Raw genomic sequence first — 17,695 nt, 5'->3', positions numbered from 1 at the left:
CAGTGGATCAAGGTCGGTCCGGGCCCCCAGTTGGAAGGCCGCGCCGGCCGCTCCTCACCGCACGCTGATCGCAAGGCTGCGGTACCTGATCTTTGACAACTAGTGTGGCCGCCGGCTAGCTGCGGGCGCGGAGACCGAGTTCGACGATGGACTCCCTCGCTTGCAGGAGCGTGGTCATCTGCTCCTCGGTGGGACGTGAACCGTCGAAGGTCGGCGTCGGTGACCTCGGCGCGCTGCCGACGAACCCTGTTCGCGAGATCGCCAACGTGGGCGGCCAGCCGAAGCGGCGGCCTCGCGCGCTGACCGCCGAGGAACGGAAGGCGTCGGTGAGCCGGCTGGCCGGTGACGAGGACGCCCGGCGCAAGGACCTGCCCGATCTGTGCGCGTTCATGCTCGCGACCGGTGTGCGGATCGGTGAGGCACTGGCACTGAGCTGGGACGAGGTCGACCTGGACGCGGGCACCGTGGCGATCGACTGGACGGGTGATCCGGATCAAGGGGTCGGGCTCGTGCGCAAGACGGCGGCCACCGAGCTGGACGACCAGGGGCTCAGCGCGCGGCTGATCGCGGACCAGCTCGGGCACGCCCAGGTGTCGATGACGCAGAACACCTACCTCGGCCGGCATGCAGTCTCGTCGGCCGCTGCCGAGGCTCTGGACCGTGCCTACCGCGACGACGAGGGGCGTAGCGGCGGGTAAGCGGTGGGCTGATCTTGGACAACTCCACAGTGGAACGCCCTGAGCAGGGAGTTCGGTGGGCCCCGTGGGACTCGAACCCACAACCAACGGAGTCGTAGTCCGGGCTTGGTGTCGCTGGTGGTCGATGTTGACCACCAGCGCTGAGCTGCGCCGACGCGCGTGCGCGGTTCTGGCCGTCTCGCGGCGCTGGTGGTCGTTGACGGCCGGTAGAGGGCAGTAACCGGTGCCGGTGATCTCGTGTTGACGTCAGGCCGAGATGAGCGGCTTGTAGCCCAGCACGCACGCAGCTCCGTCGAGGTAGGCCCGTCGGTGCGCCCTCGGGACCCACTCCTCGACCGGCCGGACCGTGAGCATCCCGCCGCCGGCGATCTGCCAGTAGTCCTCCTCGGCGAGCGCGATTGACGCGTCCTGCTCGCCCTGGGCCTGGGCCTGCTCCTGCTCGGTCATGTCCGGCACGCTGCCCGAGCTCGTCGACGTCGTCCAGCCATGACGGCTGGTGTGGTCTCCCCGTCGGCCAGGTCCTCCCGGAGCGCGCCAGGGCCAGGGGGCCAGGTGGAGCACCCGACGCGCTGAACGACCTGGCCCCCTGGTCCTGGGGTGCTACGCCCTCGCGGTGGCCGGCGGGGAGACCTGCCCTTACCCCCTCCCCGGAGGTCGCCTGGGGTGCGGGGGCGGCGAGCGCCCCGCTGCTCAGCCATTGGTTAGTTGCAGCCTGCTGGCACCTCGGATATCGCTCTGGCTATTGGAGGGTTCGCTCGCGAGGGAAGGGAAGCACGCTCTTCTCTCTCAGGTCGACCTTGGGTTCGCCGAACCCAGGAACCCCAACTATCAGTATAGTGGATCCGAACTGGGTATATCCCCGGATTGAACTTGTATGAAGTACACCTTGGAATTCCGTCCAGCGTGATGCTCCCGACTGAGTCGTAGACTCCATCGTTGGTGGTCTCGACCCAGACGTTCTCGATTCTGTTCGGACTCCCGTTAACCAACATCCATACTCGCCCGCGGCCGGGCGGAACTAATGGGTCATTAGGGAACTGGTGGTTCTCGGGCGCTTCGTCTATTTCGATGAGCGAGGAGAATTCTCGCTCGCGTTGATCGCGCTGTAAATCGAACGTGTTGTCCGATATGTCCGTAGCGCGCTTAGCAACGTCCACCGATTCCGCCGCTTGCGAGAGTGACACCGTCGAAAGTATGACACCGACCGCACTTAAGAGTAGAGCCGCCACCGCCACCATCGCTGTGATCGACTCAGCCCTACTGCTCTTCGGTCTCTTGTCGGTCGGGTCCGTCATTCGCGTCTCCTCCGCGATCTTGTTCATCGGCGTTGGGGCAGAACTCCACCTCTTAGTCCGATCGCGTAGTCCGCGCGCTTGTTACGTCAGCTGATTGCTCTATTCGACTGAAACTGTGCACTGTCGGAGTAGCGGGCGTGCCCGCGCCGGCCGCCGGGTCGAAGACAGGAGGCGTGCCGGCAGCGAGGCCGCCCGTCCGGCCCGTCAGGGCCGGCTTGAAGACGTAAAGAAAGTTCTCACCGAGCGCCGGCAGGCGGCACGCAAGCGCAAGAGAGTCCTAGTATAGGTCGAGATACCCGAACTCGCGTAGATGCTCAACGATGCTCTGTACGTGCTCGTCCTCGGCGAGGTCAAAGCTATGCCGAAGGATGCGAGATGAGACGGTCGGTGCGTCGTCGCCCGCTAGATAGAGCGCCAGAATATATGCTCGCCGCCTCACGAGTATCGGGAACGACTTCCGGTCCTCAGCAAGCAAGATCAGATTGAGCAGTGCATCGCGCGGTTCCGACACAATCGCGCAGATGTTCTGACCAAAGGTTCCTCGGCCCCACATATCTTCTTCCTCATCCTCTGCAAGGAGGCCAAGTAGCAACGCGATATCGCCGCGACTCCAACGCAAGTTCGACACGATTGCGTTTCGAATAGCAGTGGGGCGAATGTTTCGCGGATGATAGAACACATCGCCGTGCCCAACGATGGGCGTCAACGCGAGAATAAGGGTATGCACCGCGTCTTGAGATAAGTAGTGTAGTAGGCGCCGAGCTACGACCATAGGTCTCGGATCTGATTGCGCTAGTACGAAGCAGTCGAATATGGCCTGTTGCTGGACTTCGGCATCGTCGCTGACCAATTGGAGGGTAGGATTACTGAGGTCGCTGGTGGCAACGGTGCGCATCTCCTCTAGGAATGCGCGAAGATGGTAGCTATTGAGCCTTCGTTCAGCTTCGGCGAAGCCACCCTTGTCCTCGCCGTTGACTTTGAACACCTCCTGGCAAAATTTCTTCAGATCGACCCAGAGGAACTCGTCTACTCGACCGTCGTCCGTCCGAACCACGCCTATCACTGGTATGTTCGAACTCCGGAAGCTCTTGCAGTCCTTCGCGTTGAATGGAATCCCGCGTGCGTGTCGTTCTCGAGTACTCTTTTGTGTCTGCTCGCCACCCTTCACCTGCAAGCCGACCCAGATTCCTGTCGAGACGTCGTCTTCGACAAGCTCGATCGCGGCGTCTTTGCCGAAGTCCACACGCAGATCGACCTCGAAAAATGGCACGTTGTGGTGCTCGAAGAAGTAGCGGACGGCGTTCACTGCGTCTCGTTCGATCGGTCGATTTGCGCTAACTTTCTTGTCAGCCTTCACTTCTCCCCTTTTGGATGGGCGTCGCGCGGAGAGTTCTTCGTACACTGAACTTTAACTGACAGACTTGCAAGACTATGAGATACTGAACCTGTGGCAGACGGCGTAGGCAAGCGAATCGCGACGTATCGACGTCGCCGTGGTCTAAGTCAAGCCGCGCTCGCTGGTCTCATTGGCCGATCTGAGTCATGGCTCTCGCAGGTGGAGCGGGGTGTGCGTTCAGTCGACCGCATGTCTGTATTGCTCGACCTCTCACGACTCTTGAACGTGGAGGTCCAGGCACTGACAGGAACGCCCTGGCAGCTCGCGCCGAACGGTGGCCCTCGCGCCGAGGGCCTCGGCGAGATTCGCTCGGTGCTCACGCGATACGCGAACCTTGTGGAGGACGACGTACCGGCGCCGACGGCGACGTCGCTTCGCGCGGTGGCCTCGGACCTCCACCAGGAGTACCAGGCGGCCAAGTACCTGAGCGTCATCCGCGAGCTGCCGTTGCTGATCGGGCAGGCGGACTCGGCGCTCCTGGGCGCAGCCGGGGACGACCGGGAGGCGGCGCTGTCCTATGTCGAGGCGTACGTCGTCGCCTCGAAGCTACTGACGAAGCTCGGCGTCGGCGACCTCGGTGCCGTGACTGCCGATCGGGCCGCGATGGCAGCCGGCCGGACCGACTCGAACGTCGCCCAAGGCATGGCTATCTATCAGGTCGTGACGGCCCTTCTGCGCTCCGACCAGGTCGACCAGGCCGAGCAGCTCGCCACGCGGATGGCTGAGCAGCTCGTTCCGCGCGTCCGCTCAGATGACCCGGCGCTGGTGTCAGTCGCCGGCGCGCTCTGGCTGATCTCCAGCGTGATCGCCGCCCGTCGCGCCGAGAAGTGGGAGGCCGAGCGCCGGCTCGATCGCGCTCAGATGCTCGCCGAGATGCTCGGACACGACGCGAACTACGCCTGGACCGCGTTCGGCCCGACGAACGTCGCCATCCACCGGGTGTCGGTCGCGGCCGAGCTCGGCGACCCGGCGGCAGCGCTCGACGCGGCGGCCGCGGTTGACCTCGACCGACTGCCCGAGGGACTTGCCAGCCGTCGCGCTCAGGTCAACCTCGACCTCGCCTGGGCGCAGGCACAGCGCAAGCGCGACGCCGAGGCCACGCTGAACCTCCTCGAGGCGGAGAGCGCCGCATCCGAAGCGGTCGCCCACAACGTCATGGCCCGGGAGGTCATGCGCGAGATGCTCGCGCGGTCCAAGCGTGGCCACGGCTCGGCGCTGCAAGCTCTCGCGACCCGCGCGGGTGTGCTGCACTGACGTCATGTCGTCGCCCCTCGGCCTGGTGGTCTGCGGTGCTCCGCTGGCATCCCGCGCCGACGAGGTCGCGCGCGCCCTGGTCGGGGCCGGCTGGTCGATCTCGGCCGGCGTGACCGAGTCCGGAACCGGATGGATCGACGCCGACACGTTGTCCGAGGCGGCGGAAGCACCTGCGTCCACACGTCGTCGCCAGCCCGACGAGCAACGGCGAGAGAGCCGCCCCGACCACGTCGTGGCGTTTCCGCTGACCTTCAACACGGCCAACAAGATCGCCCGCGGCGTGATGGACAACCACGTGACCGGGACTCTGTGCGACGCGCTCGGCACCGGAGCGACCATCGTGTCGGTGCTGTTCGTCAATGACCGGCTGTGGGCTCACCCGGCGTGGGCGTCGACCCTTGACACGCTCACCTCGGCCGGTGTGGTGTTCCTCGACCCACACTCCGGCCGTCTGGGACCGCCTGTTCCCGTTCGTTCCGGTACAGGTGGAGATGTCGTCGCCGGCTTCGATCCCGAATGGGTCGTCCGCGCGCTGCAATCGCGCCGAGCAGCGACGGCCTGATCGCACTTCACACGACCCGCACATCTGTGCGGGTCGCACTTTTGTGCGGGTCGAGTCGCTGACCTGCGGTTTTCCTGGTGTTGCGCCCCGAACGGATCGGGAATCGCGCGACGAGTCCCTGGAGGACCGCAGGCATGGCAGCGATCAAGGTGGACACCTCGGCGTCCCGCTACAGCGTGGGCGTGGTCCCGAAGCCGAAGAACGACATGGAGGGCCGCCAGCGCACGGACCGCATCACTGGTACCCCGCTGTTCGTCACCCAGCTGATCAAGCTCGACGACGACGGCGCGGAGATCATCGCGGTGACCACTCCGGGAGCCCCTGACGTCGGTCAGGGCGCGGAGGTCCGACCGGTGAACCTGGTGGCGATTCCTTGGCAGCAGGCCCAGCGCTCCGGGGTCGCTTTCCGGGCGGACGCCATCGAGCACACGCCCGCGTCGGCACCCACGCCGAAGGGCTCGGGCTCGTGACCGCCGCGGCCCGCAGCGAAGCGCTGTGGCAGGGACTCAACCCCGCTCAGGCCGACGGCACGGAGTGCGTCATGTGCGAGCGCTCCTTCACCTGGCCCGAGCTGCCCGACGCCTACCGGCCCACTCCGGTGCCCGGCACTCGATCTGGTCCCGCCGGCATCCCTGCCGTCCCGGTGGGCCGCTCGGAGACCGGCTCGCAGGTCTTCGCGTGTGCGGGCATCTGCGCGGCCCTGGCCTGGCCCGACTGATCGGGCCGTCCGCCCCCACGGGGGTCGGGGCTGACTTCCCCGCAGCCCCGACCCCCTCCCTCGTCCCATCTTCCGGCCGGCGCGGTCCGGCCTCGGCTCACCTCGGAGTGATCGTCATGGCCCGTTCCGCCTCGTCTTCCACCCGATCCCGTCCATTCCTTCGCGCCTCCCGTACCGACGGATTCGAGATCATCACCGCCCCGACCACGCACCCCGCCGCACGTGCCGCGGGCCTGGCGATCCGGCTCCGCGCCGAGATCATGGCGGTCCTCGCCGTGGTCGCCGGCTGGCTACTGCTCACGACCTGGATGCCCTGGGCCGCTGCGCTCGCTCTCGTCGCTGTCGTGATCGCCGTCCTGGCGGCGGTGCCCGCCCTGCGCAGGTTCGTGACCCGACGAGCAATGGCGACGATGACCCGCCACCGGCTCCGTCAGGTCCTCGTCGAGAGGCGGTGCCTGAACTTCTCCCGCGCCGCTCCGCTGTTCCTGTGGTCGCATCCGACCGAGGTCGGCGAGACCGTGTGGCTGCTGCTGCGCGCCGGGATCAGCCCGTCGGACGTCGAGGGCGAGGTCGAGTGGATCGCCTCTGGGTGCTTCGCACGCGACGCCCGCGTCACCCCCACCCGTCGCATGACCGCCCTGGTCAAGGTCGACGTGATCCGCCGCGACCCGCTGGCTTGCGAGCTGATCGCCTCCGAGCTTGACGACTGGACCGCCACCACCGGCGAGGCGCCTCCGCGCGGCACTGTGATCGTTCCGCCGACGCCGGCCAACCGACACTGGTCGGGCACCGGGAACCGGGCCAGCACGTCGGTCCCCGCTCCGCGCGCGACGCTCGACGAGCACGACGACGTCCCGCTGGTCATCGACCACGCCGAGCGGGCGAAGGACGACCGGACCGCGGTGCCGGACCGTGGCGGGGACTGGTCGGACTATGTCTGAGCCGCTCCGCCTGCGTGCCTTGCTCCGCGATTGGGTCACCGCCGTCCGCACCCCGGATGTCGTGCGCGATGAGGCGCCCGCGCCGGCTGGTCTGTCGATCTGGGACCCGATCCACCTCGGGGTCGACGAGTACGGCCGTGCGGTCCGCGTGACGCTCGCCTACCGCAACGCTCTGCTGGCCGGGGAGCCCGGCGCCGGGAAGTCGGTCGGGCTGAACTGCATCGTCGGCCACGCCGCCCTGGCCACCGACTGCGGACTCTGGCTCTTCGACGGCAAGCTCGTCGAACTCGGGCTCTGGCGCACCTGCGCCGAACGGTTCGTCGGCCCGGACCTCGACGACGCCATCGACGCCCTCGACGCGCTGCAGGGCGAGATGGACCGGCGCTACGACCTGCTCGACGCCGACCGCCGCCGCAAGATCACCCCCGACGACGCCGCCCACGGCATCGCGCCCGTGGTCGTGGTGCTCGACGAGGTCGCCTACTACTCGGCCACCGTCGGCACCAAGACCCAGCGCGAAGCCTTCTCCGTGGCCGTACGCGACCTCGTCGCTCGCGGGCGGGCCGCCGGGATCATCGTCGTTGCCGCCACCCAGCGGCCGTCCTCGGACATCATCCCGACCTCGCTGCGGGACCTGTTCGGTTACCGGTGGGCGTTCCGCTGCACCACCGACTCGTCCTCGGACATCGTGCTCGGCGCCGGCTGGGCCACCCGAGGCCACACCGCCGCCGCGATCGCCCCCGAGGACAAGGGCGTCGGGCTGCTGCTGGCCGAGGGCGGCGAACCTCGCCGGATCAAGTCCGCCTACCTGTCCGACGAGCAGGTCTACGCCCTGGCCGACCACGCCGCCGCTCTGCGCGCCCGGGACGCGGCATGACCACCGCGACCGACGCTCGTGCGACTGTCGAGTCCCTCGGGGCGCGGCGACGAGCTCGTGACGCCAAGACCGCGTCGCTGGCCGAGCTCGCGACCGCCGTGCGCGCCGATCACGACCGGTGGATGAGCCACGTGGCTGGCGCCGCCGGCTGCTCGCACCCGATCCGGCTGGTCGGCACCGTGACCCACGTCGAAGCCTCCACCGGCCGGATCACCCGTGACACCCACACCACCGCGATGCCCGACGGGGTGCTCTACACGCCCTGCGGTAACCGACGAGCGAGCGTGTGCGCCGGCTGCGCGGAGACCTACCGCGCTGACACCTACCAGCTCGTCACCGCCGGCCTCGTCGGCGGCAAGGGCGTCCCGGTCTCGGTGTCCGAGCACCCGTGCGTGTTCCTGACCGTGACCGCCCCGAGCTTCGGGTCGGTCCACGCGCACCGCACCGACCGCGCCGGGCGCACCATCGCCTGCCGCCCGCGCCGCCACCTCGAGCACTGCCCGCACGGCGTTCCGCTGGCCTGCTTCGACCGCCACGACGACGACGCGCCCGAGCTGGGCCGCCCGCTGTGCCTGGACTGCTACGACCACCCCGCCCAGGCGGTGTGGAACCTGCACGCCGGGGAGCTGTGGCGCCGCACCATGATCGCCGCCCGACGCGGGGTCACCGCGCTGGAGAAGCGCCACCACATCAAGCTGCGGCTCTCGTACACCAAGGTCGCCGAGTTCCAGGCGCGCGGCGCGGTGCACCTGCACGCCCTGGTCCGCCTCGACGGCCGCGACCCCACCGACGCCGACGCCGTCCTCGTGCCCGACGCCCGGGTCGGCGCCCACCACCTCGCCACCGTGCTGCGCCGAGCTGTGGAGGACACCCGGTTCACCACCGCCCCGCACGCGGCCCGCGAAGCCGGCTGGCCGATCGCGTGGGGCGAGCAGGTCGACCCCCGCCCCGTCCGGCTCTCCCGCCTCGACCTCGACGAGACCGGCGAGATCACCACCGGTGCTGTCGCCGGCTACCTCGCGAAGTACGCCACCAAGGCCACCGAACTCGCCGGCCACGCGTCCAAGCGGCTGCGCGCCGACACGGTCCGCGAGTACGCGCGCCTCGACACCCACCCGGGCCGCCAGATCGACGCCTGCTGGCACCTCGGCACCCGCCCCGAGACCGCCGACTCCACCGAGTGGGCCGCCGGCTGGGGCCGGCTCCAGCGCTGGGCGCACATGCTCGGGTTCGGCGGGCACTTCTCCACCCGCTCCCGGCGCTACTCGACGACCCTCGGCGCCCTGCGCCAGGCCCGCCGCGACTGGCGCCGCGAGCACGCCCCACGCCCCGACGAGGACGACGAACTCGCCGACGAGGACACCACCGAAGTCATCGTCAACTCGCTGGTCTTCGCCGGCATCGGCTGGCACACCACGGCCGACGCCCTGCTCGCCAACACCTCGGCCGCCAACGCCAGAGCCAGGAGGCGAGCCGCCAAGGAGGAGACCGACACCGCAGCCTGACCAGGAGACCAACCCGATGTATCCGCGAGAGCGACTCTGGTCCGTCCAGGACCTCGCCGAGTTCCTCGGCGTCCCGATCATGACCATCTACCACTGGCGCCGCACCGGCTACGGCCCGCGAGGCACCCGCGTCGGCCGCTACGTGAGGTACCGCGAGGCCGAGATCGAGCGGTGGCTCGACGAGCAGGTCGAGAAGGTGGGGTAACCGTGCCTCGTCCACCCCTGCCCATCGGCACGTACGGCAACATCACCACGCATCCCGTGGCCGGCGGCGGCTTCTGCGCCGTCACGCGCTTCCGTGATCACGACGGCGTGACCCGGAAGGTGAAGCGGGTCGCGGCCACCGCGGCGGCGGCCAAGAACCGGCTTCGAGCGGACCTCCGCGACCGGGCGAAGGTCACCGGTGGCTCCGGGCTGACCGGCGACTCCCGGTTCTCGGTCGCGGCCGAGCAGTGGATGAGCGCAGTCGACGTCCTCGTCGAGCAGGGCCGCCGCTCGCCCGGCACCGCGCAGGTCTACCGCTCCACGCTCCAGGGGCACGTGCTGCCTGCGGTAGGGGAGCTGCGGCTGCGGGAGCTGACGGTCCCTCGCGTCGACCGGGTGGTCCAGCTCGTCCACCTCCACCAGGGCGCTCCGACGGCGAAGCTCGTCCGGACGGTGCTCTCGGGCGTCCTCGGGCTCGCGGTGCGGCACGGCGCGCTGCCGACGAACCCCGTCCGCGAGATCGCCAACGTGGGCGGCCAGCCGAAGCGGCGACCTCGGGCGCTGACCGCCGAGGAACGGAAGGCATGGGTGAGCCGACTGGCCGGCGACGAGGACGCCCGGCGCAAGGACCTGCCCGACCTGTGCGCGTTCATGCTCGCGACCGGTGTGCGGATCGGTGAGGCACTGGCGCTGAGCTGGGACGAGGTCGACCTGGACGCCGGCACCGTGGCGATCGACTGGACGGTGATCCGGATCAAGGGTGTCGGGCTCGTGCGCAAGGCGACGAAGACCAGCGCCGGGGAGCGCACGCTGGTCGTTCCCGGGTACGGGCGCTCGATCCTGCGGCGGCGCTTCCTCGCGGCCGGCGGTCGCGGCCCGGTCTTCCCGGACTCGCTCGGCGGATGGCGGGACCCGTCCAACACGCTGCGCGCGCTGCGGGCGGCCCGGGGCTCGGAGGAGTTCGCCTGGGTCACGTCGCACGTGTTCCGCAAGACGGCCGCGACGGTGCTCGACGGCGCCGGGCTGACCGCTCGGGAGATCGCCGACCAGCTCGGGCACGCGCAGGTGTCGATGACGCAGAACCGGTACCTGGGCCGGCGGGCGGTGTCCTCCTCGGCGGCCGAGGCCCTGGAGCGCGCCCACCACGACGAGGGTCAAGAGGACGTTTCCGACCCGTAAGCGGTACCGCGATCTCGTACAACTCCACAGTGGAACGCCCTGAGCAGGGAGTTCGGTGGGCCCCGTGGGACTCGAACCCACAACCAACGGATTAAAAGTCCGTAGCTCTGACCCATTGAGCTAGAGGCCCGCGACCACGCCGAGCCGCAGGGAGAGCGTAGCTGGGCGGACCCGCAGAGCCGTCAGGAGCAGGCCGAGCGCCTCGCATGTTGGTCCGTTCAGCGCATCCATCGTGGCGTTCGGCGAACGCCGCCCGCTGCGGGAGGTCGGAGCGCTGCATACACGGCGTCCCACTCCGTGCCATCGGCTGTCACTCACCGGGGGAGGCGCTGTGACGACCAGCCCGGTCCGGACGACTGTTTCTCCTGTTCAGAGGGCTGAATCGAGATCCGACGCCGCCACCGGGCGCGACACGCCGGACGGGAACACCGGGTGATGTTCTGACGCAGTGTCACCGAAGGTCACCGCTGGGTCACCGTCGTGCAGCGGAGAGGAAACGAGTACGAACAGCGGGTACCGGAGGTCTCGCCTCCGGCACGCACAACCGATGCGGTAGGTCGAGCACTCCCCGATCTCGACGCCTCGCCTGCCGCGACGCCTACCCGCGGGCCCCGACCGAGCGCTTGACGCCCCAGGCGCGCCGGCCGCACCGAGAGGAGCCACCGGCATGTCGATGGCTGTGGTCATGTCCGAGATGCCCGACGTTTGGCGCAAGGTGCTCGCCGAGCACGTGCCGGACGGGCACCAGAACTGCCGCGAGTGCTTCCAGGGCGGGTCCCGGGCGAGCTGGCCGTGCCAGACCTACCGGATCGCCCAGGAGGCGAAGTGGGTCGCCGAGGGCGGCCTGCCCGGCACCGGCCCGCACGGCCCCGGCCCGAGCCGCACCCGGATCAGCCCGCCGGAGAACCAGCCGGGCCCGCCCTCGGCCCTCTCGGAGCCGCTCTCCGAACCCTCACCGAATCCTCTGCCCGGCTCGCTGTCGCAGCCTCGGGGCCGCTATGACGGACCCCTCCACGGGACGCCGCTCGCGTCGCGACCGGAGCCGCCCACGACCGGCGACTGGCCCCTGTCGGCCTCCGCCGGATCGGCGTTCGACGACCGCCCCCTCGCGGGCGACCCGCGCGGCGAGACGTCGGGCGCGACGACCGCAGAGCGCTCCTACGGATCGACCTTCGACGCGCCCTACGGCTCGTCCTTCGGCGTCGACGACCGGATGCACGCCTCGCGCTGGTAGGCGAGGCCCCGAAGACAGGCAGGCCCCCGGAGCTGCTCCCGTCCGCTCCGGCCGATGCCGGGCGGATCGGGCCCCGACTGGACGAGTGTCGGGGAGCTCCGGGGGCTGGTGTCCTGCCTGGATTCGCTGGCCGCCCTGCCGCGACGATCAGTGCGATCGCTGAGATCGCTGCCCGCGGACCGGCCATTCCACGGCCTTCGAGCGGCTAGCTGACGGACACCTCACGAGTCCTGTCGTTCTTCAACGCTGGACCACCTCCTCTCCCGTGTACGTCCCAACGTAGGCGCGTGGAGATCACCCCGCAAACGCCTTCCGGCGGGTGCCGTTGACAGGCAACCGAACGGTTCCCTATTGTCGAATAGGCAACCTTCTGGTTGCCTGATCGGAGTGGTGATGGACGAGGTGTTCCGCGCTCTCGCCGACCCCAGTCGGCGGGCGCTGCTCGACGCGCTGCGCGACCGCGGCGGCCAGTCGCTGCGCGAGCTCGGCGAGGGTCTGGAGATGACGCGCCAGGCCGTCGCGAAGCACGTGGGAGTGCTCGAGGACGCGGGTCTCGTCGTCACCTCGTGGCACGGGCGGGAGAAGCACCACCACCTCAACGCCGCGCCGATCAACGACGTCGCCGACCGGTGGATCCGGCGGTACGACCGGGCGCGGGCGGAGGCCCTCGCCGACCTCAAGACAGCGCTCGAGGAGACCGAGATGTCCGACGACTTCGTCTACGTGACCTACATCCGCACGACGCCCGAGAAGCTCTGGCAGGCGCTGACCGACCCGGCGTTCATCACCCGCTACTTCGACGGCGGCGGGCCGAAGTCGGACTGGACGGTCGGCTCGAAGGTGCTGTGGTCGATGCGGGGCGAGGAGCACCACGACTGGGACCAGCGCGTCCTCGAGGCCGACCCGCCGCGGCGGCTGTCGTACAGCTGGCACAACTACCAGCCGGAGATGGCGGAGATGTTCGGCTGGAGCGACGAGCGGCTCGCCGAGCTACAGCAGGAGAAGATCTCGAAGGTGACGTTCGACATCGAGCCGGCCGGTCAGGCCGTGAAGCTGACCGTCACCCACGACGACTTCGCGCCCGACAGCGAGATGCGCGCGGGTGTCTCGCAGGGCTGGCCGGCGATCCTGTCGAACCTCAAGTCGGTGCTGGAGACGGGCGAGCCGATCGTCACCGAGTGAACGTCAGCCCCGGGAACGCCAGGCGGAGAGGTCGTCGGCGGAGCGGGTGTTGACGATCCGCTCCACCGGCACCTCGCACTCCTCGGCGCGCTCGGCACCGTAGGGCTGCCAGTCCAGCTGGCCGGGGGCGTGCGCGTCGGTGTCCACGACGAACTCGCAGCCCGCGGCGAGGGCCTGGCGCAGCAGCGAGCGCGGGGGGTCGAGGCGCTCCGGACGCGAGTTGATCTCGACGGCCACGCCGTTCTCGATGCACGCGTCGAACACCGCCTCGGCGTCGAACGTCGACGGCGGCCGCGTCCCCCTCCCACCGGTGACGAGGCGCCCGGTGCAGTGCCCGAGCACGTCGACCAGCCGGTGCGACACCCCGGCGACCATACGGGCGGTCATCACCTCGCTCGGCGCCCGCAGCTTCGAGTGCACGCTGGCGACGACGAGATCGAGCTCGGAGAGCAGGTCGTCGGGGGCGTCGATGTCGCCGTCCTCGAGGATGTCGACCTCGATGCCGCGCAGCAGGCGGAACGGCGCGAGCTCCTCGTTCACCTCGGCGATGACGTCGAACTGCCGCCGCCGGCGCTCGGGGGTGAGGCCGTTGGCGACGGTCAGGTTCTCGGAGTGGTCGGTGAGCACCATCCACTCGTGCCCGAGGTCGCGGGCCGTGCGCGCCATTTCGAGGATGTCGCTGCCGCCGTCGGACCAGGTCGAGTGCGTGTGGCAGTCGCCGCGCAGCGCGGCACGGATCGCGGCGCCGCCGGCGACGGGCTCGGTGTGGCGGGCCTCGAGATCGGCGAGCGTCGCCGACGTCCCGCCGTCGAGGATCTCGGTGACGACGGCGGCGGTCTTCTTCCCGACGCCCTTGAGGTCGGTCAGCGTGCCGGCGCGGGCGCGGCTCGCGACGTCGTCGGGGTCGAGCTCGGCGAGCTTCTCCGCCGCGGAGCGGTACGCCTTCACCCGATAGGTCTCGGCTCGCTCGCGCTCGAGGTAGAAGGCGACGGCGCGCAGTGCGGCGATCGGGTCACCGTCGACGGGGAGGGCGGTCACCTGTCCAGGGATACCGCACCCGGAACCGGCGTGGGCCACGCCACCACGGACAATCGGTGACGGGAGATGCGATGGAGGAGGTCTGCTCGTGCGGGTGACCGGAGTCGGGCACGCGGGGATGCGCTTCGAGACCGCGGGCGGCAGCGTGCTGTGCGACCCGTGGGTGAACCCGGCGTTCTTCGCGTCGTGGGTGCCGTTCCCGGACAACACAGGACTCGACTGGGCGGCTCTCGGTGCCTGTGACTACCTCTACGTCTCCCACCTGCACCGCGACCACTTCGACGCGGACAACCTGCGTGACCACGTCTCCAAGGACGCCCGCGTCCTGCTGCCGGACTACCCCACCGACGAACTCGAGAACGAGCTGCGCGCGCTGGGGTTCACGCACTTCGTGCGCACCGAGACCGGCGTTCCGCAGGAGCTCGACGGCGGTCTGCGCTTCATGATCACCTCACTGAAGGGCCCCGGCGACGGGCCGATCGGCGACTCCGCGCTCTCCCTCGACGACGGGACCGCGCGCGTCGTCAACCAGAACGACGCGCACCCGCTCGACATCCCGAAGCTGCTGGAGTTCGGCGCCTACGACGCGCACTTCACGCAGTTCTCCGGCGCGATCTGGTGGCCGATGGTCTACGACCTGCCCAAGGCCGCGAAGCGCGAGTTCGCCCGCCGCAAGCGCATCGGCCAGGAGGACCGGGCCATGCGCTACATCCGCGAGGTCGGCGCGCCGCACATCTTCCCGACCGCCGGCCCGCCGTGCTTCCTCGACGACGAGCTCTTCCGGTGGAACGCGCTGGGCTACGAGGGCGTCGAGGGCGAGTCGATCTTCACCGACCAGTGGGAGTTCCTCGCGCGGATGCGGGAGCTGGGGCACTCGGCCGGATCGGATCAGGAGGGCCACCTGCTGCTGCCGGGGACCACTGCCGAGATCGGCCACGGCACCGTCACCGACCTGACCCACCCCGTCCCGGACGCCGAGATCGAGACGATCTTCCTTGACAAGGAGCGCTACCTGCGCGACTTCGCCGAGCGCGTCCGCCCGGCGATCGACGCACAGAAGGCGCGCTGGTCGGCGCCGCAGGCCGACATCCTGCGCCAGCTCAAGGAGTGGATCGAGCCGCTGATGAAGCGCGCCGACCACATGTGCGACGGCATCGGCGGCCCGGTCCGCATGGACCTGCACGGGATGCCCGAGGGCACCCCCGGGATCGACGAGGAGGGCACGCTCTCCCTCGCGTTCGACTTCCCGGCCCGCGAGATCCGCGTCTGGAACGGCGAGCAGGCGCGCTACCGCTGGGGCGTGCCGGCGACGCTGGTACAGACGAACATCGACACCGGCGAGGTCGACTGGTCCAACTCGCTGTTCCTCTCGGTGCGGTTCACCGCCAGCCGCGTGGGCCAGTACAACGAGTACCTCTACACGTTCTTCAAGTGTCTGTCCGAGGAGCGGATGGACTACGTGGAGAACTGGTACGACGCGCAGAACGACGACGGCCGCGACATCGAGCTCGACGGCTGGCGCGTGCAGGCCCGGTGCCCGCACCTGTCGGCCGACCTGTCGAAGTTCGGCTCGGTCGACGGCGAGGTCCTCACGTGCTCGCTGCACAACTGGAAGTTCAACCTCAGGACCGGTCGCTGCCTGACCTCCGCGGGCCACGAGATCCGTGCCAGCAGGATCGACGCCGAGAAGCTGGGAGAGTAGAAGGCGTGCTGCGCATCGGTCCCCTCGAGCTGCCGACGCCGGTCGTGCTCGCGCCGATGGCGGGCATCACCAACGTCGCCTTCCGCCGCCTCTGCCGCGAGCAGGGCGCGGGGCTCTACGTCTGCGAGATGATCACCGCGCGGGCGCTGGTGGAGAAGCATCCCGGCACCGCCGAGATGATCGCTTTCGACCCGGACGAGAACCCGCGCTCGATGCAGCTCTACGGCGTCGACCCGGTGACGATCGGGCGCGCGATCGAGCGCATCGTCGACGAGGACCTCGCCGACCACGTCGACCTCAACTTCGGCTGCCCGGTCCCCAAGGTCACCCGCCGAGGCGGCGGGGCGGCGCTGCCGTTCAAGCGGCGGCTGTTCGGTGCGATCGTGCGCACGGCCGTCGAGGCCGCGTCGCGAGGCGGGCTGCCGCTGACGGTGAAGATGCGCGTGGGCATCGACGACGACCACGTGACGTTCCTGGACGCCGGCCGCATCGCCGCCTCCGAGGGCGCCGCGTCGGTGGCGCTGCACGCGCGCACGGCCTCCCAGCGCTACTCGGGGCACGCCGACTGGGACCGGATCGCCGAGCTGCGCGACGCGCTGCCCGCGACGACGCCGGTGCTGGGCAACGGCGACATCTTCGCCGCCTCCGACGCCGTGGCGATGATGGAGAAGACGGGCTGCGACGGGGTCGTCGTGGGGCGCGGGTGCCTCGGGCGGCCGTGGCTGTTCGGCGAGCTCGAGGCGGCGCTGGCGAGGCGCCCGATCCCGACGCCACCGACGCTCGGCGAGGTCGCCGCGGTGATGCGCCGGCACGTGGAGCTGCTCATCGCCCACCACGGCCACCACAAGGGCGTGCGCGACTCGCGCAAGCACATGTCGTGGTACCTGCACGGGTTCCCGGTCGGCTCGGAGCTGCGCCGGGAGCTCGGGATGATCGACGGCCTCGACCGTCTCGACGAGCTGCTCGCGAAGCTCGACCACGACCTGCCGTTCCCCGCCGACGCCGACGGGCCGCGCGGACGCCAGGGCTCGCCCGCGCACGTCACGCTGCCCGAGGGCTGGCTCGACGACCCCGAGGACGACACCGTTCCCGCGGCCGCCGACGTGATGCACAGCGGCGGCTGAGGCTACTCTTCGTGCCCGGTGGATTCGGGCACGTCACGGCAGGCACGCACCGTTCGCGCAGGACCACCGGCGCGGGCGACTCAAGGTGGGCCGAACGGGTCGATGCCTGATGCTTCTACGCAGCGTCACCTGCGCCGGACGATTGAAGTTGCGGGCGACGCGGGGAATGGCCGTTACATCGCGGTGATCCGGGGCGACACTAGAGACGGGACGGAGGTGGTGTGTGTGCGGCTGGTCGGGCTGCTCCAGGGACGTGGGAGCGCGGCGGTGACGACCGCGGAGCCGACACGCACCGAGAACGGCGAGAACGGCGAGGCCTCCGTCACCTGCAGTTTCCCCACCAAGCCGATCGTCGGGCTCGAGGCCGTGGCGACCGGGGAGACGACGCCCGACGATCGGACCGACCAGGCGCGGGCCCACGAGGCCGCCGCCGAGGTCCTCGCCGACCGCGGCGACTGGCGCCGCGCGTACCACCACCTCAAGGCCGCCGTCTCGCTCGTGCGCGACGAGCGGACGCTCCCGTCGGGAGTGCCCGACCAGTTACGCGTCGAGGTCGATCGTCTCCGGCGCGAGCGGGCGGAGGCGCGCGAGCAGAGCCGCCGCGACAGCCTCACGGCGACCTGGAACCGGCGCTACCTCGACGAGCGGCTCGGCACGCTGCTGCCTAATGCTTCTGTCAAGCGGCTTGGACCGGCCGATGGTCGAGACGGTAAGGCTGGCGGGTGCGCAACATGGCGTGCAGGACGTTGACCCGCCGGCGAGCGAGCGCAATCACGGCTTGTTGAT

General features: G+C 69.7%; 18 protein-coding genes and 1 tRNA gene. 15 read left to right on the top strand and 4 right to left on the bottom strand.

Features of this window, described 5'->3' with window-relative positions; genetic code table 11:
• Positions 1-188: 188 nt before the first annotated feature.
• A complete protein-coding gene (locus tag AC2A1K_RS13060; RefSeq protein WP_483896734.1) occupies positions 189-698 on the top strand; it encodes a hypothetical protein in 510 nt (169 codons plus the stop codon).
• 246 nt (positions 699-944) lie between these two features.
• Here the strand turns inward: AC2A1K_RS13060 and AC2A1K_RS13055 are convergent, their stop codons facing one another.
• Together AC2A1K_RS13055 and AC2A1K_RS13050 are read right to left on the bottom strand one after the other, a co-directional pair.
• Positions 945-1,145 carry a hypothetical protein gene (locus AC2A1K_RS13055; protein ID WP_483896733.1) on the bottom strand — a complete coding sequence of 67 codons (201 nt, stop codon included), beginning with the start codon at positions 1,143-1,145 and terminating at the stop codon, positions 945-947.
• 1,125 nt (positions 1,146-2,270) lie between these two features.
• The gene (locus AC2A1K_RS13050; RefSeq protein ID WP_483896732.1) at positions 2,271-3,350 is read right to left on the bottom strand and encodes a DUF4365 domain-containing protein; all 1,080 of its coding nucleotides are present in this window, start codon (positions 3,348-3,350) and stop codon (positions 2,271-2,273) included.
• A gap of 90 nt (positions 3,351-3,440) precedes the next feature.
• On the opposite strand from AC2A1K_RS13050, the gene AC2A1K_RS13045 reads away from it, so the two are divergent.
• The 9 genes from AC2A1K_RS13045 to AC2A1K_RS13005 all read left to right on the top strand — a co-directional run bounded on the left by AC2A1K_RS13045 (position 3,441) and on the right by AC2A1K_RS13005 (position 10,629).
• A complete protein-coding gene (locus AC2A1K_RS13045; RefSeq protein WP_483896731.1) occupies positions 3,441-4,643 on the top strand; it encodes a helix-turn-helix domain-containing protein in 1,203 nt (400 codons plus the stop codon).
• A 4-nt stretch (positions 4,644-4,647) separates the two neighbouring features.
• A complete protein-coding gene (locus AC2A1K_RS13040; protein ID WP_483896730.1) occupies positions 4,648-5,205 on the top strand; it encodes a flavoprotein in 558 nt (185 codons plus the stop codon).
• 134 nt (positions 5,206-5,339) lie between these two features.
• Positions 5,340-5,675, top strand: coding sequence for a hypothetical protein (locus AC2A1K_RS13035; protein WP_483896729.1), 336 nt, complete (start codon positions 5,340-5,342; stop codon positions 5,673-5,675).
• Positions 5,672-5,923, top strand: coding sequence for a hypothetical protein (locus AC2A1K_RS13030; protein ID WP_483896728.1), 252 nt, complete (start codon positions 5,672-5,674; stop codon positions 5,921-5,923). The genes AC2A1K_RS13035 and AC2A1K_RS13030 overlap by 4 nt, the downstream gene beginning before the upstream one ends.
• Before the next feature lie 116 nt (positions 5,924-6,039).
• Entirely contained in the window at positions 6,040-6,864 is an 825-nt protein-coding gene (locus tag AC2A1K_RS13025; protein ID WP_483896727.1) for a hypothetical protein, read from the top strand.
• On the top strand, positions 6,857-7,741 hold the full coding sequence (locus AC2A1K_RS13020) for an FtsK/SpoIIIE domain-containing protein (protein ID WP_483896726.1): 885 nt from the start codon (positions 6,857-6,859) through the stop codon (positions 7,739-7,741). Before AC2A1K_RS13025 ends, AC2A1K_RS13020 begins: the two co-directional genes overlap by 8 nt.
• Positions 7,738-9,246, top strand: a complete 1,509-nt coding sequence (locus AC2A1K_RS13015; RefSeq protein ID WP_483896725.1) for a replication initiator — start codon at positions 7,738-7,740, stop codon at positions 9,244-9,246. Before AC2A1K_RS13020 ends, AC2A1K_RS13015 begins: the two co-directional genes overlap by 4 nt.
• A gap of 16 nt (positions 9,247-9,262) precedes the next feature.
• Positions 9,263-9,451, top strand: coding sequence for a helix-turn-helix transcriptional regulator (locus AC2A1K_RS13010; protein WP_133828470.1), 189 nt, complete (start codon positions 9,263-9,265; stop codon positions 9,449-9,451).
• Positions 9,452-9,453: 2 nt separating this feature from the next.
• Complete coding sequence (locus AC2A1K_RS13005) at positions 9,454-10,629, top strand: tyrosine-type recombinase/integrase (RefSeq protein WP_483896724.1); 1,176 nt, start codon at positions 9,454-9,456, stop codon at positions 10,627-10,629.
• Between the two features lie 56 nt (positions 10,630-10,685).
• Here AC2A1K_RS13005 and AC2A1K_RS13000 read toward each other — a convergent pair.
• Positions 10,686-10,759 (bottom strand) — tRNA-Lys (locus AC2A1K_RS13000).
• 537 nt (positions 10,760-11,296) lie between these two features.
• Between AC2A1K_RS13000 and AC2A1K_RS12995 the strand changes: the two genes are divergently transcribed.
• Positions 11,297-11,863, top strand: coding sequence for a hypothetical protein (locus tag AC2A1K_RS12995; RefSeq protein WP_483896723.1), 567 nt, complete (start codon positions 11,297-11,299; stop codon positions 11,861-11,863).
• Positions 11,864-12,256: 393 nt separating this feature from the next.
• On the top strand, positions 12,257-13,045 hold the full coding sequence (locus AC2A1K_RS12990) for an ArsR/SmtB family transcription factor (protein WP_483896722.1): 789 nt from the start codon (positions 12,257-12,259) through the stop codon (positions 13,043-13,045).
• A 3-nt stretch (positions 13,046-13,048) separates the two neighbouring features.
• Here the strand turns inward: AC2A1K_RS12990 and AC2A1K_RS12985 are convergent, their stop codons facing one another.
• On the bottom strand, positions 13,049-14,083 hold the full coding sequence (locus AC2A1K_RS12985) for a PHP domain-containing protein (protein WP_483896721.1): 1,035 nt from the start codon (positions 14,081-14,083) through the stop codon (positions 13,049-13,051).
• Between the two features lie 88 nt (positions 14,084-14,171).
• Between AC2A1K_RS12985 and AC2A1K_RS12980 the strand changes: the two genes are divergently transcribed.
• The 3 genes from AC2A1K_RS12980 (at position 14,172) to AC2A1K_RS12970 (ending at position 17,659) form a co-directional block, all read left to right on the top strand.
• Entirely contained in the window at positions 14,172-15,785 is a 1,614-nt protein-coding gene (locus AC2A1K_RS12980) for a Rieske 2Fe-2S domain-containing protein (RefSeq protein WP_483896720.1), read from the top strand.
• A 5-nt stretch (positions 15,786-15,790) separates the two neighbouring features.
• The gene (gene dusB / locus AC2A1K_RS12975) at positions 15,791-16,909 is read left to right on the top strand and encodes a tRNA dihydrouridine synthase DusB (protein ID WP_483896719.1); all 1,119 of its coding nucleotides are present in this window, start codon (positions 15,791-15,793) and stop codon (positions 16,907-16,909) included.
• 267 nt (positions 16,910-17,176) lie between these two features.
• The gene (locus AC2A1K_RS12970) at positions 17,177-17,659 is read left to right on the top strand and encodes a hypothetical protein (RefSeq protein WP_483896718.1); all 483 of its coding nucleotides are present in this window, start codon (positions 17,177-17,179) and stop codon (positions 17,657-17,659) included.
• The last annotated feature ends 36 nt before the right edge of the window (positions 17,660-17,695 follow it).

This window comes from Actinomycetospora sp. 2LY8.5 (assembly GCF_057180585.1).
This window is presented reverse-complemented; position numbering and strand designations above follow the sequence as displayed.